The sequence below is a fragment of the Erwinia aeris genome (assembly GCF_041224955.1).
GTDB lineage: Bacteria > Pseudomonadota > Gammaproteobacteria > Enterobacterales > Enterobacteriaceae > Erwinia > Erwinia aeris.
Genome location: NZ_JBGFFX010000018.1, coordinates 68,622 through 89,215, shown reverse-complemented (window position 1 = coordinate 89,215; position 20,594 = coordinate 68,622). Strand labels below are relative to the sequence as shown.

The following is a 20,594-nucleotide window of genomic DNA, read 5'->3' as shown; positions in this document are numbered from 1 at the left end:
TGACGGCTGACAAGCGTTTATTACAAATAAATGAACGACAGCCGTATTTTTCAACAAAGCGTCCGTTTTTACTTCACATTGCCTGATAAAGCGGCAAATTCATGGGCAAAACGCGTCACCTGCTCCCAGTCGGTATACTCCACTTCTTTACTGGCATCCGTTTCGCCGCCGGTCATCCGCATAATCAGCTGAATCATAAAGCGGTCGAAGAAGCCGTAACGCGGATAGCGCAGCGCGCCCGCGAACACGGCGCAGCAGTCTGGCTGCCACGGCGAGTTCAGTAGGAACTTACGCGTGTAGGCGTTTGTCTGCGGCGTACGCTTCTCCGGCTTGCGCGCGGTCAGGTTAACCGAGAAGAATCCCGAAGGCCTTTTGGTAAGCTCGTTCAGATGCTGCTTAACAAACTTGTCGACCTTAGGATGGAAGTGGCCATAGCGAATAGAAGCGCCGATAAGTACCCTGTCGTACCTGGCCCATTCGATGTTATCCGCCTGAAGGATATTGATCGTATCGCATTCCTGATGCGCTTTGAGCTGGTTAGCTATATAAGCCGCGATTTCACGAGTCTGCCCGTCACGGCTGGAATAAAGAATAAGTGCTTTCATAAGATCCAACTTTTGTTATTCGCGCCAGAAGGTTGGCGTAAACAGAACCAACAGCGTGAAGACTTCAAGACGACCAAACAGCATTGTCAGAATCAAAATCCATTTCGCCGTATCATTCATAGTAGTGAAGTTATCCGCTACTACCCCTAAGCCCGGCCCCAGATTGTTCAGCGTTGCGGCGACGGCGGCAAAGGCTGAAAAATCGTCCACGCCCGTGGCGATAATGGCCAGCATGCTCAGCAGGAACACCAGCGCGTAGGCGGAGAAGAATCCCCATACCGCTTCCAGTATTCTTTCCGGCAGCGCCCGCTGCCCCAGCTTAATAGTGTAAACGGCATTGGGATGCACCAGCCGCTTCAGTTCGCGCGACCCTTGTTTGAACAGCAGCAGGATGCGGATCACCTTCAGGCCGCCGCCGGTCGATCCCGCACAGCCGCCGATAAAAGCAGAGCAAAGCAGCAGTACCGGTAAGAAGAGCGGCCAACGGGCGATGCTGTCGGTAGTGAAGCCTGCCGTCGTCGCCATGGAAACCACCTGGAAAAAAGCCTGGTTCAGCGTCTGCAGCCCGCTTTGATAGACATTGTGCGCCCAAAGCACCAGCGTGCAGATGATAACCAGCGTGAACTGCACCCCGATAAACATACGGAATTCCGGGTCGCGCCAGTAAACACGCAGATTACGTCCGCTGAGCAGCGTGAAATGCAGGCCGTAGTTACAGCCGGAAATCAGCAGGAAAATGGCAATAATGCTGTTAATGGTTGGGCTGTGAAAATAGCCGATACTGGCGTCATGTGTGGAAAAGCCGCCGATAGCTATAGTAGAAAAGCTGTGGCCGATGGCGTCAAACAGCGGCATCCCGGCCAGCCAGAGCGCCAGTGCGCAAATGACGGTTAACAGCACGTAGATCAGCCAGAGCGTTTTTGCCGTTTCGGCAATTCGGGGCCGCATCTTGTTATCTTTCAGCGGGCCTGGCATCTCCGCACGGTAAAGCTGCATCCCGCCGACGCCCAGTATAGGCAGGATAGCCACTGCCAGCACGATGATCCCCATCCCGCCCAGCCACTGCAGCATTTGCCGGTAGAACAGAATGGCTTTGGGCAGGGAATCCAGCCCCACCAGCGTCGTGGCGCCCGTGGTGGTCAGGCCGGAGAAAGATTCAAAGAACGCGTCGGTTAACGACAGGTTAGGATGTTCGGCAAAGATAAAGGGCATCGCCCCGACGCTGCCCAGCACCGTCCAGAACAGCACGACGATCAAAAAGCCTTCTCGCGGCTTCAGCTCGCTTTTCTGCTTGCGGTTCGGCCACCACAGCAGCGAGCCGATCAGTAACGCCATAAAGAAGGTTTGCGTAAAGGCTCGTCCGGCGCCGTCACGGTAGATTAGCGCCACCAGACCCGGCACGATCATGGTGCCCGAAAACAAAATGACCAGTAAACCCACGATGCGGGTGATGGCACGAAAATGCATGTAGCCTTTCCTTTCCTGACAAGGTGTTAGTCGGTCGGGGCCAGATGGAGCGCCCCTCTGCTGAAATCGGTGAGATTGCGCGTGAAGCCTGCGACCTGCGCATGGGGCAGCGCCAGCGTCAGCGAGATGCGCTGTAAAAACTCGCTGTGCAGCAGCTGACCGTTAAAACGGGCGACCATCCTTTCTATTTCCGCCAGCTGCGCATAGTCGCAAACCAGTGTAAAGGTCAGCATGGGCACCTTCCGCGCACGAGGCAGCAATTTTAATGCCTGCTGCACGCCGCCGCCGTAGGCCTTAACCAGCCCGCCGGTGCCCAGCTGTATGCCGCCGTAATAGCGCACCACTACCGCCGTTATCTCGCCCACGCCGCTGCCCATCAGCTGGGCCAGCATCGGTTTGCCCGCCGTGCCGGAAGGCTCGCCGTCATCCGAGAAACCCAGCTGCTGCGAATCGTCAGGCGCGCCCGCTACCCAGGCCCAGCAGTGATGCCGGGCGGCAGGATGCTCGCCTTTCACCTGCTGCACAAAAGCGCGCGCCGCCTCCACGCCTTCGGTATGCGCCAGCAGCGTGATAAAGCGGCTTTTTTTTATTTCCTCGCTGAAGCTGAAGGTTTCAGCGGGGATCTCCCAGGCGTCCATTAATCCAGCTTCAGATCCCGGGTCATGTTTTCCACGCCCTGTTCATGGATCACCACGTTATCTTCGATTCGGATCCCGCCATAAGGCTTCAGTGCCTCAATGCGCGCCCAGTCGAAGTGCTGGCTGAACTTGCCTTCGCGCCATGGCGCGAGCAGCGACTCGATAAAGTAGATGCCGGGTTCAATCGTCAGCACCATGCGCGGTTCAAGGATGCGCGTGCAGCGTAAAAAGGGATACTGCTGCGGCGCGGCCAGATGGGTGCCGCTGTCATCCTGCATAAAACCGGCGACGTCATGCACCTGTAGGCCAAGCGGATGACCCACGCCGTGCGGCATAAACGGCCCGGTAAGGTTTTCCGCCACCATCGCCTCTTCGCTCAGCCCTTTGACCAGCTGATGTTTCAGCAGCAGTTTCGCCAGCCGCTGATGCATCTGCTGATGGTAGTCGGTATAGCGCACGCCCGCCTTCAGCGTGGCAATCAGCGCCAGCTCTTCTTCATTCATATCCTGAATAAGTGTCGCATAGTCGCTGGCGGGATCGTAAGCGTAGCTGCGCGTCAGATCCGCTGCATAACCGTTATATTCCGTGCCTGCATCCAGCAGAAAGCTGCGCGGCTGTTCCGGCGGCAATTGATCAAGCTTAGTGTAGTGCAGCACGGCGGCATGTTCGTTCAGCGCGACGATATTGCCGTAAGGCACGTCGATATCGCGATGGCCGGTAGCGCTGAGGTAAGCAATATTAATATCGAACTCGCTCATGCCGGAAAGAAAGGCTTCCTTCGCTGCGCGATGACCGATCACCGCCGTCTTTTGCGCTTCGCGCAGGCAGTAAAGTTCGTAATCGGTTTTATAAGAGCGATGATAATGCAGAAAGTCGATCACCCCTTTTGGGTTGATCGCGGCGGCGTTGATGCCAAGCTGGGCGGCACGCTGCGGCACCGGGCCGATATAGGCAACGTTTTCACGGTTTGTCGGCAACAGCTGGCCGATTTCATCCGCTTTTTTCAGCGCCGTAATCTCCATGCCGTCCGTCCAGAAGCTTTGCGGCAGCGGCTCGACGTTGTGCCAGTAATCCACCGGCGAATAAAACCAGAGCTTCGGCTTGTTCACGCCGTCGACCCACAGCCAGCAGTTGGGCACGGTGGTCACCGGCAGCCATGCTTTAAACTGCGGGTTTACTTTGAAAGGGTAGTCGTGGTCATCCAGAAAAACCGTCAGCAGTTCGCCGGAATGGATCAGCATGGCATCCAGCTTAAAGCGGGCCAGCACCTGCTGCGCGCGCGCCTGTAGCGTCTTCAGATGCTCATGATAAAGGGCGCTCAACGAGTCCATCACTTTACCTCCGTTAATCACGTAATCAGGCGCATCTTAGCACGGCGAGATCGTTTTGCCGCGCCTGTGATCTTGTTTGCAAATAAGCAAACTCTCGTTTGCAAATAATTAACATCAACTCCACACTCTCGATCATCTGGTATGACCAGATCCCTTTAGCGCGGCAGCAGGAGAGAAGAATGCTTTACCAAGGCGACACCCTGACCCTGAACTGGCTGGAAAATGGTATTGCTGAACTGGTTTTTGATGCGCCCGGTTCAGTTAACAAACTGGATACGCAAACCGTCGCCAGCCTGGGCGAGGCGATAGCCGTGCTGGAGCGGCAGCCGGATCTGCAGGCGGTTCTGCTCAGTTCGCGCAAACCGGCGTTTATCGTCGGCGCGGATATTACCGAATTTTTATCGCTGTTCGCCGCCCCGGAGGAACAGCTGACGCAATGGCTGCATTACGCCAACGCTATCTTTAATCGGCTTGAGGATCTGCCGGTGCCGACCTTGTCGGCCGTACAGGGCTATGCGCTGGGCGGCGGCTGTGAATGTATCCTGGCAACGGACTTCCGTATCGCCACGCCGGACGCGCGTATTGGCCTGCCGGAAACGAAGCTGGGGATCATGCCCGGCTTTGGCGGCTCGGTGCGCCTGCCGCGTCTGCTGGGCGCCGACAGCGCGCTGGAAATTATCGCCGCCGGAAAAGATGTCGATGCGCAAAAAGCGCTGGCGCTGGGCCTGGTGGATGCCGTTGTGGCGGCTGATAAGCTGCGCGATGCGGGCATCGCCATCCTGCGCGAGGCCATTAGCGGCAAACAGCCGTGGCGCGAACGTCGCGAGCCGAAGCTGCAACCGCTGAAGCTCAGTAAAATTGAGGCGATGATGAGCTTCACCACCGCCAAAGGCGTGGTGCTGCAAACCGCGGGCAAGCACTACCCTGCTCCGCTGACGGCGGTAAAAACGATTGAGGCCGCTGCTGCGCTGGGCCGTGATGAAGCTTTGCTGCTGGAAACGCAGGCTTTTGTCCCGCTGGCCCGTTCCGACGAGGCGCGTGCGCTGGTCGGCCTGTTCCTTAACGATCGCGCGCTGAAGGCGAAAGCGAAAAAGCTGGCGCAGAATAGCGCGCTACCGAAGCAGGCTGCCGTATTGGGCGCGGGCATTATGGGCGGCGGCATCGCTTATCAGGCGGCCAGCAAAGGCGTACCGGTATTAATGAAGGATATCAATCCGGCCTCGCTGGAACTCGGTATGACCGAAGCGGCCGGGCTGCTGAATAAGCAGCTGACGCGAGGGAAAATTGACGCGATGCAGCTGGCGGGCATCATCGGCGCTATCCATCCAACCCTGAGCTATGAAGGATTTGAACGTGCCGATATGGTCGTCGAGGCCGTGGTGGAAAACCCGCGCGTTAAAGCGGCGGTGCTGGCAGAGACGGAACAGCATCTTCGTCAGGATGCCGTTCTGGCTTCCAATACCTCGACTATTCCCATCAGCCAGCTTGCTGATGCGCTGCAGCGCCCGGAAAACTTCTGCGGAATGCACTTTTTTAATCCGGTGCACCGCATGCCGCTGGTTGAAGTGATCCGGGGTGCAAAAACCTCGGACGCCACGCTGGCGAAAGTGGTGGCCTGGGCCGACCAAATGGGCAAGACGCCCATCGTGGTGAACGACTGTCCCGGTTTTTTCGTCAACCGCGTGCTGTTCCCCTATTTTGCCGGCTTCAGCCTGCTGCTGCGCGACGGTGCGGATTATCGTCAGATAGATAAAGTCATGGAAAAGCATTTCGGCTGGCCGATGGGGCCTGCCTGGCTGCTGGACGTGGTCGGCATTGATACCGCGCATCACGCGCAGAGCGTAATGGCTGACGGTTTCCCGAACCGTATGAAAAAGGATTACCGTGATGCCATCGACGTGCTGTTCGAGGCGAAACGGTTCGGACAAAAAAGTCAGGCCGGGTTTTATCGCTGGGAGAAGGACAGCAAAGGCAAACAGAAGAAAATTGTCGATCCCGAAGTCGATAAACTGCTGCAAAGCGTCAGCCAGCCGCAGCGCGTTTTCAGCGATGAAGAAATTGTGGCCCGAATGATGATCCCGATGGTTAACGAAGTGGTGCTCTGCCTGGAAGAAAACATTATCGCCACGCCGGCCGAAGCGGATATGGCGCTGGTTTACGGGCTGGGCTTCCCGCCGTTTCGCGGCGGCGTTTTCCGCTATCTGGATACGCAGGGCAGCGCCCGCTTTGCCAGCCAGGCGGCCTTCTTTGCCGCGCTCGGCCCGCTTTATCAGCTGCCGGCCAGCCTGCAGGAAAAAGCGCAGCATAAAACGCAGTGGTATCCGCAGGTTCAACCGGCCGATGACGTCCTGAAAACGGCGTAAGGAAAGAGAAATGGAAAAAGTCGTAATTGTTGATGCCATCCGCACGCCGATGGGCCGCTCCAAAGGCGGCGCTTTTCGCCATGTCCGGGCGGAAGATCTTTCGGCGCATCTGATGCGCTCGCTGCTGAGCCGCAACCCGGCGCTGGCGGCGGCAAGCCTGGATGATATTTACTGGGGCTGCGTGCAGCAAACGCTGGAGCAGGGTTTTAACATCGCCCGTAATGCCGCCCTGCTGGCGGAAATCCCGCATCGGGTGCCCGCTACCACCGTCAACCGCCTTTGCGGCTCCTCGATGCAGGCAATGCACGATGCCGCGCGCGCCATCATGGTTGGCGACGCCAGCGCCTGCCTGGTGGGCGGCGTGGAGCATATGGGCCACGTGCCGATGAGCCACGGCGTCGATTTTCATCCCGGCCTGGGCAAAACCGTGGCGAAAGCCGCCGGGATGATGGGCCTGACGGCGGAAATGCTGGCGCGTATGCACCAGATCGGTCGGGAAAGGCAGGATGAATTTGCCGCCCGCTCGCACCAGCGCGCCTGGGCCGCCACGCAGGCGGGTCACTTTGCTGCGGAGATCGTCGCGACCAGTGGCCATGACGGCGACGGCGTGCTCAAGCGCTATGATTTTGATGAAGTGATCCGTCCCGATACCACCACAGCGGGTCTGGCCGCGCTGAAGCCCGCCTTCGATCCGGTTAACGGCACGGTAACGGCGGGCAGCTCCTCGGCGCTCTCCGACGGCGCGGCGGCGATGCTGCTGATGAGCGAATCACGCGCTCGCGAGCTGGGCCTGAAAGCGCGGGCGCGGATCCGCTCGATGGCAGTGGTCGGCTGCGATCCGTCGATTATGGGCTTTGGCCCGGTGCCCGCCTCCCGGCTGGCGCTGAAGAAAGCAGGACTGAACGTCAGCGATATCGATCTGTTTGAGATGAACGAAGCGTTCGCCGCGCAGGTGCTGCCGTGTATTAAGGAGCTGGGATTGATGGAGGAGCTGGATAACAAAATCAATCTGAACGGCGGCGCTATCGCGCTGGGTCATCCGCTGGGCTGTTCCGGCGCGCGGATCGCCACGACGTTGTTGAACCTGATGGAGCGACGCGACGCACAGTTTGGTCTGGCGACCATGTGTATTGGTTTGGGACAGGGCATCGCTACCGTACTGGAAAGGGTTTGATGCAGCCGCCCGTGACGGGCGGCTTTTTTACGCAATCGTTCCGGCTCAGATAAAGGCGAAGGCGTCGCCAAACATCTGTTCCGCTTTCGCCTCGCGCTCGGCACAGAAGCGTTCGCGCGCGATTTTCGCCATTTCAAAACGGCCCGCGATATAGATCTCGTACTCGGCCAGGCTGCGGTGGTCGTTCATAACCGCCGTCAGCACGGTGCCGCTACGCCCTTCCCAGCCCGGCTCAGGCTGTTCCACCACCGGGATCACCTTCAGGTTCGGGTGCTTCACCGCCAGCGCTTCCAGTTCGTCCATATCGTAGAGGTGCTTCAGTTCACGGCCGCCCCAGTAAATTTCGATATGACGCTCCGGCCGCTGCGCCAGCGCGGTCAGCAGGATCGAACGGGCGTAGGAGAAGCCCGTGCCGCCCGCAATCAGGATCAGCGGACGGTCGCTCTCTTCACGCAGCCACGCGTCGCCGTGCGGAATATCCACGGTAATGCTGCGCTGCTCCTGGATCCGTTCCATCACCGCCATCGCGTAGAGATTGAGTTCCGAAGCGCCAATATGCAGCTCAATAATCTCTTTTTCCATCGGCGTGGAAGCCAGCGAGAACGGGCGTTTGTCGCGCTCGTCCATCACTACCATCAGATACTGACCGGCCCGGAAGCTGAAATCGGCTTCCGGCACCATACGGACTCGGTAAACGGTATCGGTTATCGCCTCTACCGAGATCACTTTACAGCTTAACGTTGTCATGCGTTCCCTCTGTCGGGTCGATTATTTGCCGGGCGCGTTTTTGCGCGTGGGCGACTCACTGAAGATGCCTAACTCGTCCCATATGGCATCAATGCGCGCGGTGACGGCGGGATCTTTGCGAATAGGGCGGCCCCATTCGCGCTGGGTTTCTCCGGGCCACTTGTTGGTGGCGTCCAGGCCCATTTTCGAGCCTAACCCGGAAACCGGCGAAGCGAAATCCAGATAGTCGATAGGCGTGTTCTCTACCAGCACCGTATCCCTGGCCGGATCCATCCGGGTGGTAATGGCCCAGATAACGTCGTTCCAGTCGCGCGCGTTCACATCGTCGTCACATACGATAACAAACTTAGTGTACATAAACTGGCGCAAAAATGACCAAACGCCCATCATCACCCGCTTGGCATGGCCTGCGTACTGCTTTTTCATCGTAACGATCGCCAGACGATAGGAACAGCCTTCCGGCGGCAGATAAAAATCGACGATCTCCGGGAACTGCTTTTGCAGGATCGGCACGAAGACTTCATTCAGCGCCACGCCCAGCACGGCTGGCTCATCCGGTGGACGCCCGGTATAGGTGGAGTGATAGATGGCGTCGCGGCGTTGCGTAATGTGGGTGACGGTAAACACCGGGAAGTTATCGACTTCATTATAGTAGCCGGTATGGTCGCCATACGGCCCTTCCGGCGCCACTTCGCCCGCCTCGATATAGCCTTCCAGCACGATTTCCGCGCTGGCCGGCACTTCCAGATCGTTGGAGACGCACTTCACGACTTCGGTTTTGGTGCCGCGCAGCAGTCCCGCAAAAGCATATTCAGAAAGCGTATCGGGAACCGGCGTGACCGCGCCCAAAATGGTGGCGGGATCGGCGCCCAGCGCGACGGAGACCGGGAAGCGCTCGCCGGGATGCTGCTGCGTCCACTCCTGGAAATCCAGCGCGCCGCCGCGATGCGACAGCCAGCGCATAATGAGTTTGTTCTTACCAATAACCTGCTGGCGATAGATGCCCAGGTTCTGCCGCTCTTTGTGCGGGCCGCGCGTAACCGTCAGGCCCCAGGTGATCAGCGGCGCGGCATCTTCCGGCCAGCACTTCATCACCGGAATACGGCTCAGATCGACTTCATCGCCCTGCCAGATTTGCTGCTGGCACGGCGCGTCGCGCAGACGCTTCGTCGGCATATTCAGCACCTGCTTCCACTGCGGCATTTTGTCGAAAAAGTCGCGAAAACCGCGCGGCGGTTCCGGCTCTTTCAAAAAGGCGAGCAGGCGGCCCACTTCACGCAGCGCCTTCACGTCTTCCTGGCCCATGCCCAGCGCAACGCGATCCGGCGTGCCGAAAAGGTTGCACAGCACCGGCATATTATAGCCTTTGGGGTTTTCAAACAGCAGCGCCGGCCCGCCGGCTCGCAGAGTGCGATCGGCAATTTCGGTCATTTCAAGATCGGGATCGATCTCTTGCTTAATGCGTTTTAATTCCCCGCGCTGCTCCAGCAGGGAAAGGAAGTCGCGTAGGTCGTGGTATTTCATGACTTCTCATCAATACGGTCAGTGAATCGGCCATTATAGGGAGGATTAAGCTCTCGTGCTTAGTTTTTCGCGGCAGGAGGTCGGCGCGCTCACGCTGCGACCGCCAAAAATTTTTTCTTCCGGCATCCCGACTCATCAACCGATCCGCTGATAACTACAGTTAATAAGCTTTATGCTTAACGCTGTCCGTTCATTCATCGCGATTTCAGGCGCCTTCTGGCCTGCATGTTGCTATAACTATCACGCTATTTTTGTTATTCTTAGCGACCCTGTAATTGCAAAGTGACGTTATGGAATCCTGGTATTTACTTTATTGCAAACGTGGCCAGCTTACCCGCGCGAAAGAACATCTTGAGCGCCAGGCGGTGCATTGTCTCAGCCCCATGATTGCCTTAGAGAAACTGGTGCGCGGCAAGCGTACTCAGGTAAATGAGCCGCTGTTCCCGAACTACCTTTTTATTGAGTTCGATCCGGAAGCGATTCATACCACGACCATCAGCGCCACGCGCGGCGTCAGCCATTTCGTTCGCTTCGGCAATCTGCCCGCGACCGTGCCGCAGGACGTGATCGAAGCGCTGCAAACGCAGGCGACGGTAACGCTGCCCGCACCGACGCTACCGCAGCCCGGCGACAGAGTATTGATTACCGCTGGCGCTTTCGAAGGCCTGAAGGCAATTTTTACCGAGCCGGACGGCGAGGCGCGTTCTATGCTGCTGCTTAACCTGCTGAATAAGCAGATCGTCCGCAGCCTGGACAATCGGCAGTTCCAGAAACTCTGAGGCTACTGCGCGTTCAGACGGAAAAGCGCTCGCGCATTGCTGTCGCACTGCTGCCCCAGCGTAGCCGCCTCTTCGCCGCGCAGTAGCGCGACCTGTTCCACGATATGTGGCAGAAAGCACGGCTCGTTACGTCGCGATGCAGGGCGGGGACGCATGTCGCGCGGCAGCAAATAAGGCGCGTCCGTTTCCAGCAGCAGCCTGTCAGCAGGAATAAGCGGCATCAGCTCGCGCAGCTCAAGTCCGCGACGTTCATCGCACACCCATCCCGTAATGCCGATATAAAGCCCGGCAGCCAGACAGGCTTCCAGCTCCGCTTTCGTGCCGGTAAAACAGTGTACGACCGCGCCGGGCAGCTTTGGCAGCCAGGGCGTCAGGATAGCGAGAAAGCGATCGTGCGCTTCGCGGCAGTGCAGAAAAACGGGCAGCTGCAGATCGGCCGCCAGCTCAAGCTGAGCATTGAAGGCGTAAGCCTGCTGTTCCGGCCCGCAGATGTTGCGGTTGAAATCCAGCCCGCACTCGCCAATCGCCGCCACTTCCGGGCTTTCCGCCAGCCTTCTTAAGGTGGCGGCCGTTTCCGCCGACCATTCGCTGGCGTGATGCGGATGAACGCCTGCCGTAGACCAGCAGTAGCCGGAACGACGTTTCGCCAGGCTCTGCGCCTGCTGGCTCTCCAGCGCGTTGGTGCCGGTAATCAGAATGCCGGTGACGCCCGCATCAACGGCACGTTTTACAACCTTGTCGCGATCTTTGGCGAACTGCGTGCTGGTCAGATTGACCCCAATATCAAACATAGCGTGTTCCAAACAGTAACCGCCCTTACGGGCGGTTATTTTTTAATGTGGGCAGGCCTTCGCGGCTACTCCGTCTCCTGGTCACTCTCTTCCCGCCGTAATCCGGTATAGAAACGGGAGAAGAACACGCCGACCTCAAACAGGCAGTACATCGGAATGGCCAGCAGCGTCTGGGAAAGCACATCCGGCGGCGTCAACAGCATACCTACGATAAAAGCGCCGACCAGAACATAAGGCCGCTTCGCCTTCAGTTCCTCCGGCGTGGTCACACCGGTCCAGCACAGCAGCACGATAGCAATCGGCACCTCGAAAGAGACGCCAAACGCCATAAACAACGCCATTACGAAATCGAGATAGTTATTGATATCGGTAGCGATCTGCACGCCGTGCGGCGCGGTTTTAGCGAAGAACCCAAAGGCCAACGGAAAGACAACAAAGTAGGCGAAAGCCATCCCTATATAGAATAGGAATGAACTGGAAATCAGCAGCGGCACCACCAGCCTGCGTTCGTGGCGGTAAAGCGCGGGCGCGATAAAGGCCCAGATTTGGTAAAGGATCACCGGTACCGCAAGGAAGACGGAAACGATCATGGTCAGCTTGACCGGTGCGAAAAAAGGCGAAGCCACGTCGGTCGCGATCATGCTGGCGCCCGCTGGCATCTGCTCGATCAGCGGCGCGGAAACCAGCTGATAAATATCGTTGGAAAAGTACGCCAGGCAAAGGAAAATCGCCACCACGGCGATAATGCAGTTCAGCAGGCGCTTACGCAGCTCAATCAGATGGCTGATAAGCGGTTGGGTATCTTCAACAGCCATGTTTAGCGTTCATCCGGTTGGGTGGTGGAAACAGGCGCACGGCTGGAAAGCGTCGGCGCTTCGTCTTTAACGGCCTTTGGCTTTTCAGGCGCGGCGGCAGGCGCCGTATTCGACGCGGCGTCCGGCTTTCCGGCGGCGGTTTCATAAGGTGCGCTGGCAGCGGCAGGCGCTTCAGCAGCCCTGGCCGTCGCGGATTTTGCTACGGCCGCATCGCTTGCAGCAGACGAAGCAGGTTCAGCGACCTGGGCTACCCCGCTTGCGGCAGGTTCGGCAACGTGAACCGCAGCGGACGGCGCTACAGCCGCATCGCTTGCGACAGGCGAAGCAGTTTCAGCAACCTGGGCTACACCGCTTGCGGCAGGTTCAGCAACGCGAACCGTAGCAGGGTGCGCTGCTGCCATATCGCTCGCCGCAGGCGAAACATGCACGACTGGCGTATGCTGTTCCTGCTGCACCGCAGGCTGTGGCGCTGCACTGGTTGCTGCCTCTGGCGCCTGCGCCGGGGCGCTGGCCTGATGATCGGCCGCAGCAGGCGTCACGCCTTCATGAGAATCCTCGGCGTTTTTCACCAGCGGATTGTGGATAGTGTTAGCTTCGTCGTCCGCTTTTTCGTTCTCGCCCAGATAGGTACGCTTCATGGATTCCGCCGACTGCTTCAGCTCTTCCATCGAGGCTTTCAGCTCCGGCGACAGGCTGTTTTTACTGGCCTCTTCCACCTTCTTCAGGCTGTCCTGCAGCTCCTGGAGTTTCAGCTCCTGCGCCAGTTCGTTTTGTACATTAGCCGCCAGCGAGCGCAGCGCGCGGATCCAGCCGACCACGGTTTTTACCGCAACCGGCAAACGCTGCGGACCCAGCACTACCAGCCCGATAATAAACACCAGAATCAGTTCACTAAAACCTATGTCGAACACGGCTTACACCTTGTCGTTCTTAACGTCTTCTTTCTTCGCTTCTGCGTGCTGTTTGTCGGCCAGAGTGGCTTTAAAATCAGCATCGTCGGCATGTGTTTTTGGCTTTTCGTCATCGTCGCTCATGGCTTTTTTAAAGCCTTTGATTGATGAACCGAGATCGGAACCCAGCCCGCGCAGTTTCTTCGTGCCGAAGAGCAGCACAACGATTACGGCAATAATTAACAATTGCCAGATACTAATACCGCCCATAATTTTGCCTCAGATGTCAGTTAATGCAGGTTTCGCAGTATATAAGCCGGGCTGACCGCGCGCAAAGCGCTGCCAGCCCCTCTTTACCTTTCATGACAGTCAGTCGGTTTTACGCCAGCCGACCAGCCAGCTTACCAGACCGCCAGCGACCATAACCGCCGACAGCAAATCCCACTGCGGTCTGGTCAGCAGAATAGCCGTGCCGCTCAGCAGCAGCGTGGCGCCAATACCGAACAGATAGCGCGACTGATGATGCCGCACCCGGTCGTTGCGCAGATCGTAAGAAAGCTTATCGACGCTGTGCTGCAGATGCTTGTGCCGCTTCAGGCTTTCGTAAACCAGCTCCGGCAGCTCCGGCAGTTTTTCCGCCCAGAACGGCGCTTTTTCTTTCAGCGCGCGCACGATAGCCGGAATGCCAATCTGATCTTTGATCCAGTCTTCCAGGAACGGCTTGGCGGTTTTCCACAGGTCTAGCTGCGGATAAAGCTGTCGTCCGACGCCTTCCACATACAGTAGAGTTTTCTGTAACAGCACCAGCTGAGGCTGCACTTCCATGTTGAAGCGGCGCGCCGTATTAAAGAGGTTCAGCAGCACGTGACCGAAGGAGATTTCCGCCAGCGGCTTTTCAAAAATCGGTTCGCAAACGGTACGAATAGCGAACTCAAAATCCTCTACGTTGGTATCCGCCGGCACCCAGCCGGAATCAACGTGCAGCTCGGCAACCTTGCGGTAATCGCGGTTGAAGAAGGCGATAAAGTTCTCCGCCAGATACCGCTTATCTTCTTTATTCAGCGAGCCGACGATACCGCAGTCGATACCGATATATTGCGGATCTTCAGGATGCTCATAGCTGACAAAAATGTTGCCCGGATGCATATCGGCGTGGAAAAAGCTGTCGCGGAACACCTGGGTAAAGAAGACCTGCACGCCGCGCTCGGCCAGCAGCTTCATGTTGACGCCGCGCTGTTCGAGCTGCACCACATCGGAGATTGGAATGCCGTAAATGCGCTCCATCACCAGCATGGTTTCGCTACAGTAGTCGGAATAGATTTCCGGCACGTAAAGCATGTTGCTGCCTTCGAAATTACGGCGCAGCTGAATGGCGTTAGCCGCTTCGCGCAGCAGGTTCAGTTCGTCTATCAGCGTTTTTTCGTAATCGGCCACCACTTCCTGCGGACGCAGGCGGCGCCCGTCCGGTAACAGGCGAGGCACCCAGGCCGCCATGCGGTTGATCAGCTTCATATCGGCTTTGATCACCGGCAGGATATCCGGACGAATAACCTTAATGACCACTTCCCTGCCGTTTTCCTTCAGCGTGGCGGTGTGTACCTGCGCGATGGAAGCGGAAGCAAGCGGCGTGATCACAAAGTCATCAAACAGGGTTTCCACCTTGCAGCCAAGCGACATCTCAATCTGTTTTTTCGCCTGTACGCCATCGAAAGGCGCGACCTTGTCCTGTAGCATCGCCAGCTGATCGGCGATATGCGGCGGAAAAAGATCGCGTCGCGTGGACATCATCTGACCAAATTTGATCCACACCGGGCCAAGCTGCTCCATGGCTAACCTGATACGCTCGCCAAGCTGACGCTCTTTGTGCAAATTAGGCATCCAGAACAGCGTCCGGCGCCACAGGCGCAGCGGCAGCGCCAGCCGGGTTTTTGGGATTAGCTCATCCAGTCCGTAGCTCAAAAAGATACGGATAATAAAATAGAGACGACGTATTTCTCCGAGGGTCATTTGCCCTCCAGTTGTTTAAGGCGGGTTTCCAGCGCAGCCAGCTCGCGAGCGGCGGCGTCGACTTCTTCAGCAAACCAGGCAAGCTCCAGGCCGCCCGGCGCCAGGCGCCACTCTTCCGTCAGCGCCTGACCCAGATAGCTCTGTTTACGATCAAGATTGCCGCGCACCAGCTGCAACCCGCGACGGGCGGCCTGGCTGATGCCCTGAGCGGCAATATCGCCAATCCAGGGCGCGAGATATTCGGCAGGGTCAAGCTCGGCCAGATCGATCAGCGCGGAGAACTGCTGGACGACCTGTAGATCGCCCTCAACCTCCAGCTCGCCGCTGCGGATCAGGCTGGTTAACTGCTGACGATCGCGCAGCTTGCGCAGCGTCGCCAGACGGGTTTTCACCTTGCAGTCCGGCGTGTCGCACCAGTCGCCCAGCACATCGACCTGTTGGTCGCTGAAGATAAAGATCAGCGGCTGCTTCAGCTCGGCCAGCTCAATGGCCAGGCTGCGGCCGTTAAGACGCTGACGCGCGGCTTTCAGGCCGCGATCGCGATAAAGGATCTGATTGAGCGCCGTTTCCAGCCCTGCGGTTAACAGCGGCGTTAAGGTCATTCGCTATCCTGTTCAGAACTTGAATCCGCGGTGCAGCGCAACGATGCCACCGGTAAGATTGTGATAGGTAGTATTCTCGAAGCCGACATCATCCATCATCTGCTTTAACGTATCCTGATCCGGATGCATTCGGATAGATTCGGCCAGATAGCGGTAGCTTTCGGAATCTTTCGCCACCAGCTCGCCGATACGCGGCAGCACGTGGAATGAGTAGGCGTCATACGCCTTGCTTAGCGGCTCCAGCAGCGGTTTGGAAAACTCCAGCACCAGCAGGCGTCCGCCCGGCTTCAGCACGCGGAACATCGAGGCCAGCGCCTTCTCTTTTTCGGTGACGTTACGCAGGCCGAAAGCGATAGTGATGCAGTCGAAATGATTGTCCGGGAACGGCAGCGCTTCGGCGTTAGCCTGCACATAGTTCACGTTGCCGATGATCCCGTTGTTACGCAGTTTCTCACGGCCTACTTTCAGCATGGAGCTGTTGATATCCGCCAGCACCACTTCACCCGTTTCACCCACCAGGCGAGAGAATTTAGCGGTCAGATCGCCGGTACCGCCGGCCAGATCCAGGACGCGCTGTCCGCGACGCACGCCGCTGCAATCGATAGTAAAACGTTTCCAGACACGGTGGATGCCGAACGACATCAGATCGTTCATCAGGTCATATTTGGCCGCAACGGAATGGAAAACATCAGCCACCATTTCAGCTTTGTCGCTTTTCGCTACCGTGCGAAAGCCGAAGTGCGTGGTATCCTTTGATTCATCTGCCATTTGTTTTGCCTGCTCTGCAATCAGTTATCTGCCAAGTGTATCAGAGTCCCGCAGGCCAGGCACAGCCTTGCGGGTTATTCATTAACTCGGGCCGCGCCTGGCCCGGTTTGCGTCGCCAGATACGCGACATCTTCCTCATCTTCGTTCTCTTGCTCGTCAGCCTCATCCGGCATCGCCTGCGCGACCAGGCGGGGATTAATAGGCCGCTTGATGGCCACGCCCAGCTGCCGAAAACTTTCCGTCTGCGCGATCAGGTTGCCCCGCCCTTCCGCCAGCTTCTTCATGGCCTGACGATAGCTTTCGCTGGCCTTATCGAGGCTTTGCCCCATTGCCGACATGTCGTCGACAAACAGGCGCATTTTGTCATAGAGCTTAGCCGCTCTGTCGGCGATGCGCTGGGCATGACGGCTTTGGTGCTCGTAGCGCCACAGGTTATTGATGGTGCGTAGCGCCACCAGCAGCGTGGTGGGGCTGACCAGCATGATGTTTTGACCCAGCGCCTCGTTGATCAGTTCCGGCTGACGGTCAATAGCGACCAGAAAAGCGGGTTCGACCGGAATAAACATCAGCACGTAGTCCAGCGATCGCAGGCCGGGCAGCTGCTGATAATCTTTGCGGCTCAGCAGGCGGATATGGCTGCGAATGGCCGCAACGTGCTCGCCGATGGCCGTTTCGCGCGTGGCTTCATCTTCGCCGTTGAAATAGCGTTCGTAAGCCACCAGCGTCATCTTCGCGTCGATCACCACGTCTTTGCCCTGCGGCAGACGCACAATCACGTCCGGCTGCATACGGGCGTTATGCTCCAGCTGAATATTGACCTGGGTTTCATATTCGTGCCCTTCCCGCAGGCCGGAGGCTTCCAGCACGCGGCTGAGCACGACTTCGCCCCAGTTTCCCTGCATTTTATTGTCGCCCTTCAGGGCCTTGGTCAGGTTAATCGCTTCCTGCGCCATTTGGGCATTGAGCTGTTGCAGATTGCGGATTTCATGAGAAAGCGTATGGCGCTCGCGCGCCTCTTGGCCGAAGCCTTCCTGAACCTGGCGACGAAACCCTTCCAGCTGTTCGCGCAGCGGCGAGAGCAGCCCGTCCAGGCTCTGGCGGTTCTGCTCATCGACACGGCGGTTGCTGTGTTCGAAAATACGGTTGGCAAGGTGTTCAAACTGCGCGTTCAGCCGCTGTTCGCTGTTGACCAGCAGGCGCTGCTTCTCTTCCGCCGCCATTCTGCTCTCTTCAAGCCGAATGGTGACCTCGCGCAGTTCCGCCTCCTGGGCGCTGTTGATCTCCAGCTGGGCGCGCAGTTCGCGCGCCAGCTGTTCGGCCTCGCCGCGCCAGTGGTCAAGCTGGGTGAGTTTCTCCTGGGTAGCGGCGAGCGTGCCGTGCAGCTGACGCAGCTCCAGCTCCTGCTGTTTTTGCGCCTGCTGCTGCTGGCTCTGTTGCTGCGTCAGGCGATCGCGCTCCTGCTTCAGCTGCTCGCTGGCCTGTTGCAGCAGCCTGCGCTCCGTTTCCTGGTGCGCCGCGCGCTGCTGGCTGTGATACCAGGCGATAAGCCAGCCGACCAACGCGCCCGCCAGGCCTGAGCCAATGCCGTAACCGATTATTGCATCCACGCGCCTTCTCCCGTCCAGGCTTCTCTGGCAGAAAAGGTAAGGGCAGGCCGTGGCAATGTCGAGTTAAAAAGCGCGATGTAACGGGATCGAGGAGGTTTTCATCAGGATGTCAGAGACGGCTCGAAAAATTTGCCGTGGGTAGTGCAAGGGCGAAACCATCAAGGGAGCCGCGCTCCCTTAATGAAGGCTGAAGAAGTTAGCGAAACTGGTCTCAACGGCCAGGCCAGAGGTTGGCGAGGCCGATCTCAACGTCTAGATCAGACGGCGCGCCGCCTCAACTACGATACGCACCGCATCGCTTTCGGTTTTCTTCATGGTTTCCGCATCGGGAATTTCCTGCTGGGTGCGGTTCACGATCACGCCCGCCACCATGCCGGCACGCAGACCCTGGCTGGCGCACATGGTCAGCAGCGTGGCGGATTCCATTTCGTAGTTCAGCACGCCCATTTGCTGCCACTCTTTCATGGAGTTCTGGAAACGGCTTACTACGCGGCCAGAAAAGGTGTCGTAACGCTCCTGTCCCGGATAAAAAGTGTCGGAAGACGCGGTGACGCCGATATGCGTGGTCGCGCCAAGCGCTTTCGCCGCTTCGACCAGCGCGGTGGTGCAGGTAAAATCGGCCACGGCCGGGAATTCCAGCGGCGCAAAGTGCAGACTCGCGCCGTCCAGACGCACGGAGCCGGTGGTTACCAGCACGTCGCCCACGCTGATGTCAGGCTGGATAGCGCCAGTTGTACCTACGCGCAGAAAAGTACGGATGCCCAGCTGCGCCAGCTCTTCTACCGCGATGGAGGTGGAAGGGCCGCCGATACCGGTTGAACAGACGATAACGGCCTTGCCGTCAATGTCGGCGCGCCAGGTGGTGAATTCGCGGTGCGACGCCAGATGAACCGGATTATCCATCAGCGCGGCAATCTTTTTAACGCGCTCGGGGTCGCCTGGCACAATGGCAAGGGTGGCGCCCTGAAGATCGGCTTTGGTTAAACCCAGGTGAAAAACGTCTGACTGTGCCATGACAAGATCCTGTAATTAAAAGGCGATGAAGCGCTTACAGTAGCGCAAAGCTGTGTGAATTTATGTGAGTAAATTCACTCTGAGTAATGAAAGTTACATTTGGAGTCTATTGAATCGTGACGGTAATCACACAAAAAAGCCTTCCCGCACGAATCGCGCTGTCGGAAACCGATAACGCCGTCGAAGATGACAGGCTGACCTTCACCCGATCGAAACGTAATCCTGGCTATAGTTAGCTGATTGCGCTACTGCATGTATGGAGAGGACAATGAAAAGCGACGATAATCCGACTCAAACATTGAGCAATAAGGGATTCGCTCCTGCGGTTTCACCTGCCGCATCGACCACCATCATTACCGACAGCGCCGACATCGTTTCCGGCGAAACGTCAATTCCAACGCAGGGCGAGAATATGCCTGCTTTCCACGCCAGACCGCGTCAGGCCGATGGCCCGCTACCGGTGGTGCTGGTCGTGCAGGAAATTTTTGGCGTGCACGAGCATATTCGCGATATCTGCCGTCGCCTGGCGACCGAAGGCTATCTTGCCGTCGCGCCCGAACTCTATTTTCGCGAGGGCGATCCCGCCGAGTACGATGATATTCCCACGCTGTTTAAAGAGCTGGTCAGCAAGGTGCCGGATAGCCAGGTGCTGGCGGATCTGGATCACGTAGCCAACTGGGCATCGCGCCACGGCGGCGATATGCGCAATATGGCCATTACCGGCTTTTGCTGGGGCGGCCGGATAACCTGGCTCTACGCCGCGCACAATCCTCAGCTGAAAGCGGGCGTTGCCTGGTATGGCAAGCTGACAGGCGATAAAACCTTGCAGCAGCAGAAGCACCCGGTTGACGTCGCAGTTGACCTGAACGCGCCGGTATTGGGGCTGTACGGCGCGCAGGATGACGGCATTCCGTTGGCGAGCGTGGAAACCATGCGTCAGGCGCTGCGGGCGGCGAACGCCAAATCGGAAATCGTGGTTTATCCCGAGGCCGGGCACGCGTTTAACGCCGATTATCGTCCCAGCTATCACGAAGAGTCGGCCAAAGACGGCTGGCAGCGAATGCTGGCCTGGTTCAGGCAGCACGGCGTCAGCTAACGCTCAGGCCCGCCTCAATCGGCGGGCTGAGGTTGCTGACAAACTCAAACTTAGGCCGCTTGCAGATTGATGAAAAGCGGCAGAGGCAGATCGGAACACGGACACGCCGTAGATACGTCCATGTAGGCTCGTTTCGCGCGTCCATGCGCGAAAACGGTCCGCTTATCCGCTCAGCCTCTGCCACCGTGAAACAGCTGGGTTGCTGTAAGAAACACCAGGATGCATCCGCTATTTAGGTTTGTCAGCAGTCTGAGCCCGCCTCAATCGGCGGGCTTTTTTTATGCCACCCTCGCTGCGGGCACAGCGCCAGCTTCATCGCCCGCGCATTCCAAACGCCGCTAAATGTCATTAATAAAAGAGAGGCCCACGGGCAACA

At 57.9% G+C, this 20,594-nt stretch carries 18 protein-coding genes and 1 pseudogene; 4 read left to right on the top strand and 15 right to left on the bottom strand.

Annotation, left to right across the window (positions count from 1 at the left end; all coding sequences use genetic code 11):
- Window positions 1–68 precede the first annotated feature (68 nt).
- Genes hemG through pepQ form a run of 4 tightly spaced genes read right to left on the bottom strand, consistent with a single transcriptional unit; the run spans window position 69 to window position 4,041 of the window.
- The gene (gene hemG, locus AB6T85_RS22240) at window positions 69–605 is read right to left on the bottom strand and encodes a menaquinone-dependent protoporphyrinogen IX dehydrogenase (RefSeq protein ID WP_253457320.1); all 537 of its coding nucleotides are present in this window, start codon (window positions 603–605) and stop codon (window positions 69–71) included.
- Between the two features lie 15 nt (window positions 606–620).
- Entirely contained in the window at window positions 621–2,072 is a 1,452-nt protein-coding gene (trkH, locus tag AB6T85_RS22235; protein ID WP_125290673.1) for a Trk system potassium transporter TrkH, read from the bottom strand.
- Between the two features lie 26 nt (window positions 2,073–2,098).
- A complete protein-coding gene (locus AB6T85_RS22230) occupies window positions 2,099–2,710 on the bottom strand; it encodes an IMPACT family protein (protein WP_301253063.1) in 612 nt (203 codons plus the stop codon).
- Entirely contained in the window at window positions 2,710–4,041 is a 1,332-nt protein-coding gene (pepQ, locus tag AB6T85_RS22225; protein ID WP_301253065.1) for a Xaa-Pro dipeptidase, read from the bottom strand. The genes AB6T85_RS22230 and pepQ overlap by 1 nt, the downstream gene beginning before the upstream one ends.
- 179 nt (window positions 4,042–4,220) lie before the next feature.
- On the opposite strand from pepQ, the gene fadB reads away from it, so the two are divergent.
- Window positions 4,221–6,404 carry a fatty acid oxidation complex subunit alpha FadB gene (gene fadB / locus AB6T85_RS22220; protein WP_369896729.1) on the top strand — a complete coding sequence of 728 codons (2,184 nt, stop codon included), beginning with the start codon at window positions 4,221–4,223 and terminating at the stop codon, window positions 6,402–6,404.
- A gap of 10 nt (window positions 6,405–6,414) precedes the next feature.
- On the top strand, window positions 6,415–7,578 hold the full coding sequence (fadA, locus tag AB6T85_RS22215; protein WP_301253060.1) for an acetyl-CoA C-acyltransferase FadA: 1,164 nt from the start codon (window positions 6,415–6,417) through the stop codon (window positions 7,576–7,578).
- Window positions 7,579–7,623: 45 nt separating this feature from the next.
- Here fadA and fre read toward each other — a convergent pair whose 3' ends face one another.
- Complete coding sequence (fre, locus tag AB6T85_RS22210) at window positions 7,624–8,325, bottom strand: NAD(P)H-flavin reductase (protein ID WP_253457309.1); 702 nt, start codon at window positions 8,323–8,325, stop codon at window positions 7,624–7,626.
- A gap of 21 nt (window positions 8,326–8,346) precedes the next feature.
- On the bottom strand, window positions 8,347–9,849 hold the full coding sequence (gene ubiD, locus AB6T85_RS22205; RefSeq protein WP_253457306.1) for a 4-hydroxy-3-polyprenylbenzoate decarboxylase: 1,503 nt from the start codon (window positions 9,847–9,849) through the stop codon (window positions 8,347–8,349).
- Window positions 9,850–10,139: 290 nt separating this feature from the next.
- Between ubiD and rfaH the strand changes: the two genes are divergently transcribed.
- Window positions 10,140–10,628, top strand: a complete 489-nt coding sequence (gene rfaH / locus AB6T85_RS22200; RefSeq protein ID WP_253457303.1) for a transcription/translation regulatory transformer protein RfaH — start codon at window positions 10,140–10,142, stop codon at window positions 10,626–10,628.
- Window positions 10,629–10,630: 2 nt separating this feature from the next.
- On the opposite strand, the gene tatD is transcribed toward rfaH, so the two are convergent.
- The 9 genes and pseudogenes from tatD to udp all read right to left on the bottom strand — a co-directional run bounded on the left by tatD (window position 10,631) and on the right by udp (window position 19,122).
- Entirely contained in the window at window positions 10,631–11,419 is a 789-nt protein-coding gene (gene tatD, locus AB6T85_RS22195) for a 3'-5' ssDNA/RNA exonuclease TatD (RefSeq protein WP_253457301.1), read from the bottom strand.
- Window positions 11,420–11,484: 65 nt separating this feature from the next.
- Window positions 11,485–12,234, bottom strand: coding sequence for a Sec-independent protein translocase subunit TatC (gene tatC, locus AB6T85_RS22190; protein WP_253457299.1), 750 nt, complete (start codon window positions 12,232–12,234; stop codon window positions 11,485–11,487).
- Window positions 12,235–12,635: 401 nt separating this feature from the next.
- Window positions 12,636–13,145 (bottom strand): annotated as a pseudogene (tatB, locus tag AB6T85_RS22185) (Sec-independent protein translocase protein TatB); the annotation flags it as partial.
- Window positions 13,146–13,148: 3 nt separating this feature from the next.
- Complete coding sequence (tatA, locus tag AB6T85_RS22180) at window positions 13,149–13,394, bottom strand: Sec-independent protein translocase subunit TatA (protein WP_125290683.1); 246 nt, start codon at window positions 13,392–13,394, stop codon at window positions 13,149–13,151.
- Between the two features lie 99 nt (window positions 13,395–13,493).
- The gene (gene ubiB / locus AB6T85_RS22175) at window positions 13,494–15,131 is read right to left on the bottom strand and encodes a ubiquinone biosynthesis regulatory protein kinase UbiB (protein WP_253457296.1); all 1,638 of its coding nucleotides are present in this window, start codon (window positions 15,129–15,131) and stop codon (window positions 13,494–13,496) included.
- Window positions 15,128–15,733 (bottom strand): ubiquinone biosynthesis protein UbiJ, encoded by a 606-nt coding sequence (gene ubiJ / locus AB6T85_RS22170; RefSeq protein ID WP_125290685.1) that lies wholly within the window; start codon window positions 15,731–15,733, stop codon window positions 15,128–15,130. The genes ubiB and ubiJ overlap by 4 nt, the downstream gene beginning before the upstream one ends.
- Window positions 15,734–15,745: 12 nt before the next feature.
- On the bottom strand, window positions 15,746–16,501 hold the full coding sequence (ubiE, locus tag AB6T85_RS22165) for a bifunctional demethylmenaquinone methyltransferase/2-methoxy-6-polyprenyl-1,4-benzoquinol methylase UbiE (RefSeq protein ID WP_125290686.1): 756 nt from the start codon (window positions 16,499–16,501) through the stop codon (window positions 15,746–15,748).
- A gap of 74 nt (window positions 16,502–16,575) precedes the next feature.
- Entirely contained in the window at window positions 16,576–18,108 is a 1,533-nt protein-coding gene (rmuC, locus tag AB6T85_RS22160; RefSeq protein WP_369896725.1) for a DNA recombination protein RmuC, read from the bottom strand.
- 252 nt (window positions 18,109–18,360) lie between these two features.
- Window positions 18,361–19,122, bottom strand: a complete 762-nt coding sequence (gene udp, locus AB6T85_RS22155) for a uridine phosphorylase (protein WP_253457286.1) — start codon at window positions 19,120–19,122, stop codon at window positions 18,361–18,363.
- Window positions 19,123–19,390: 268 nt separating this feature from the next.
- On the opposite strand from udp, the gene AB6T85_RS22150 reads away from it, so the two are divergent.
- Window positions 19,391–20,218 carry a dienelactone hydrolase family protein gene (locus AB6T85_RS22150; protein WP_253457283.1) on the top strand — a complete coding sequence of 276 codons (828 nt, stop codon included), beginning with the start codon at window positions 19,391–19,393 and terminating at the stop codon, window positions 20,216–20,218.
- Window positions 20,219–20,594 lie beyond the last annotated feature (376 nt).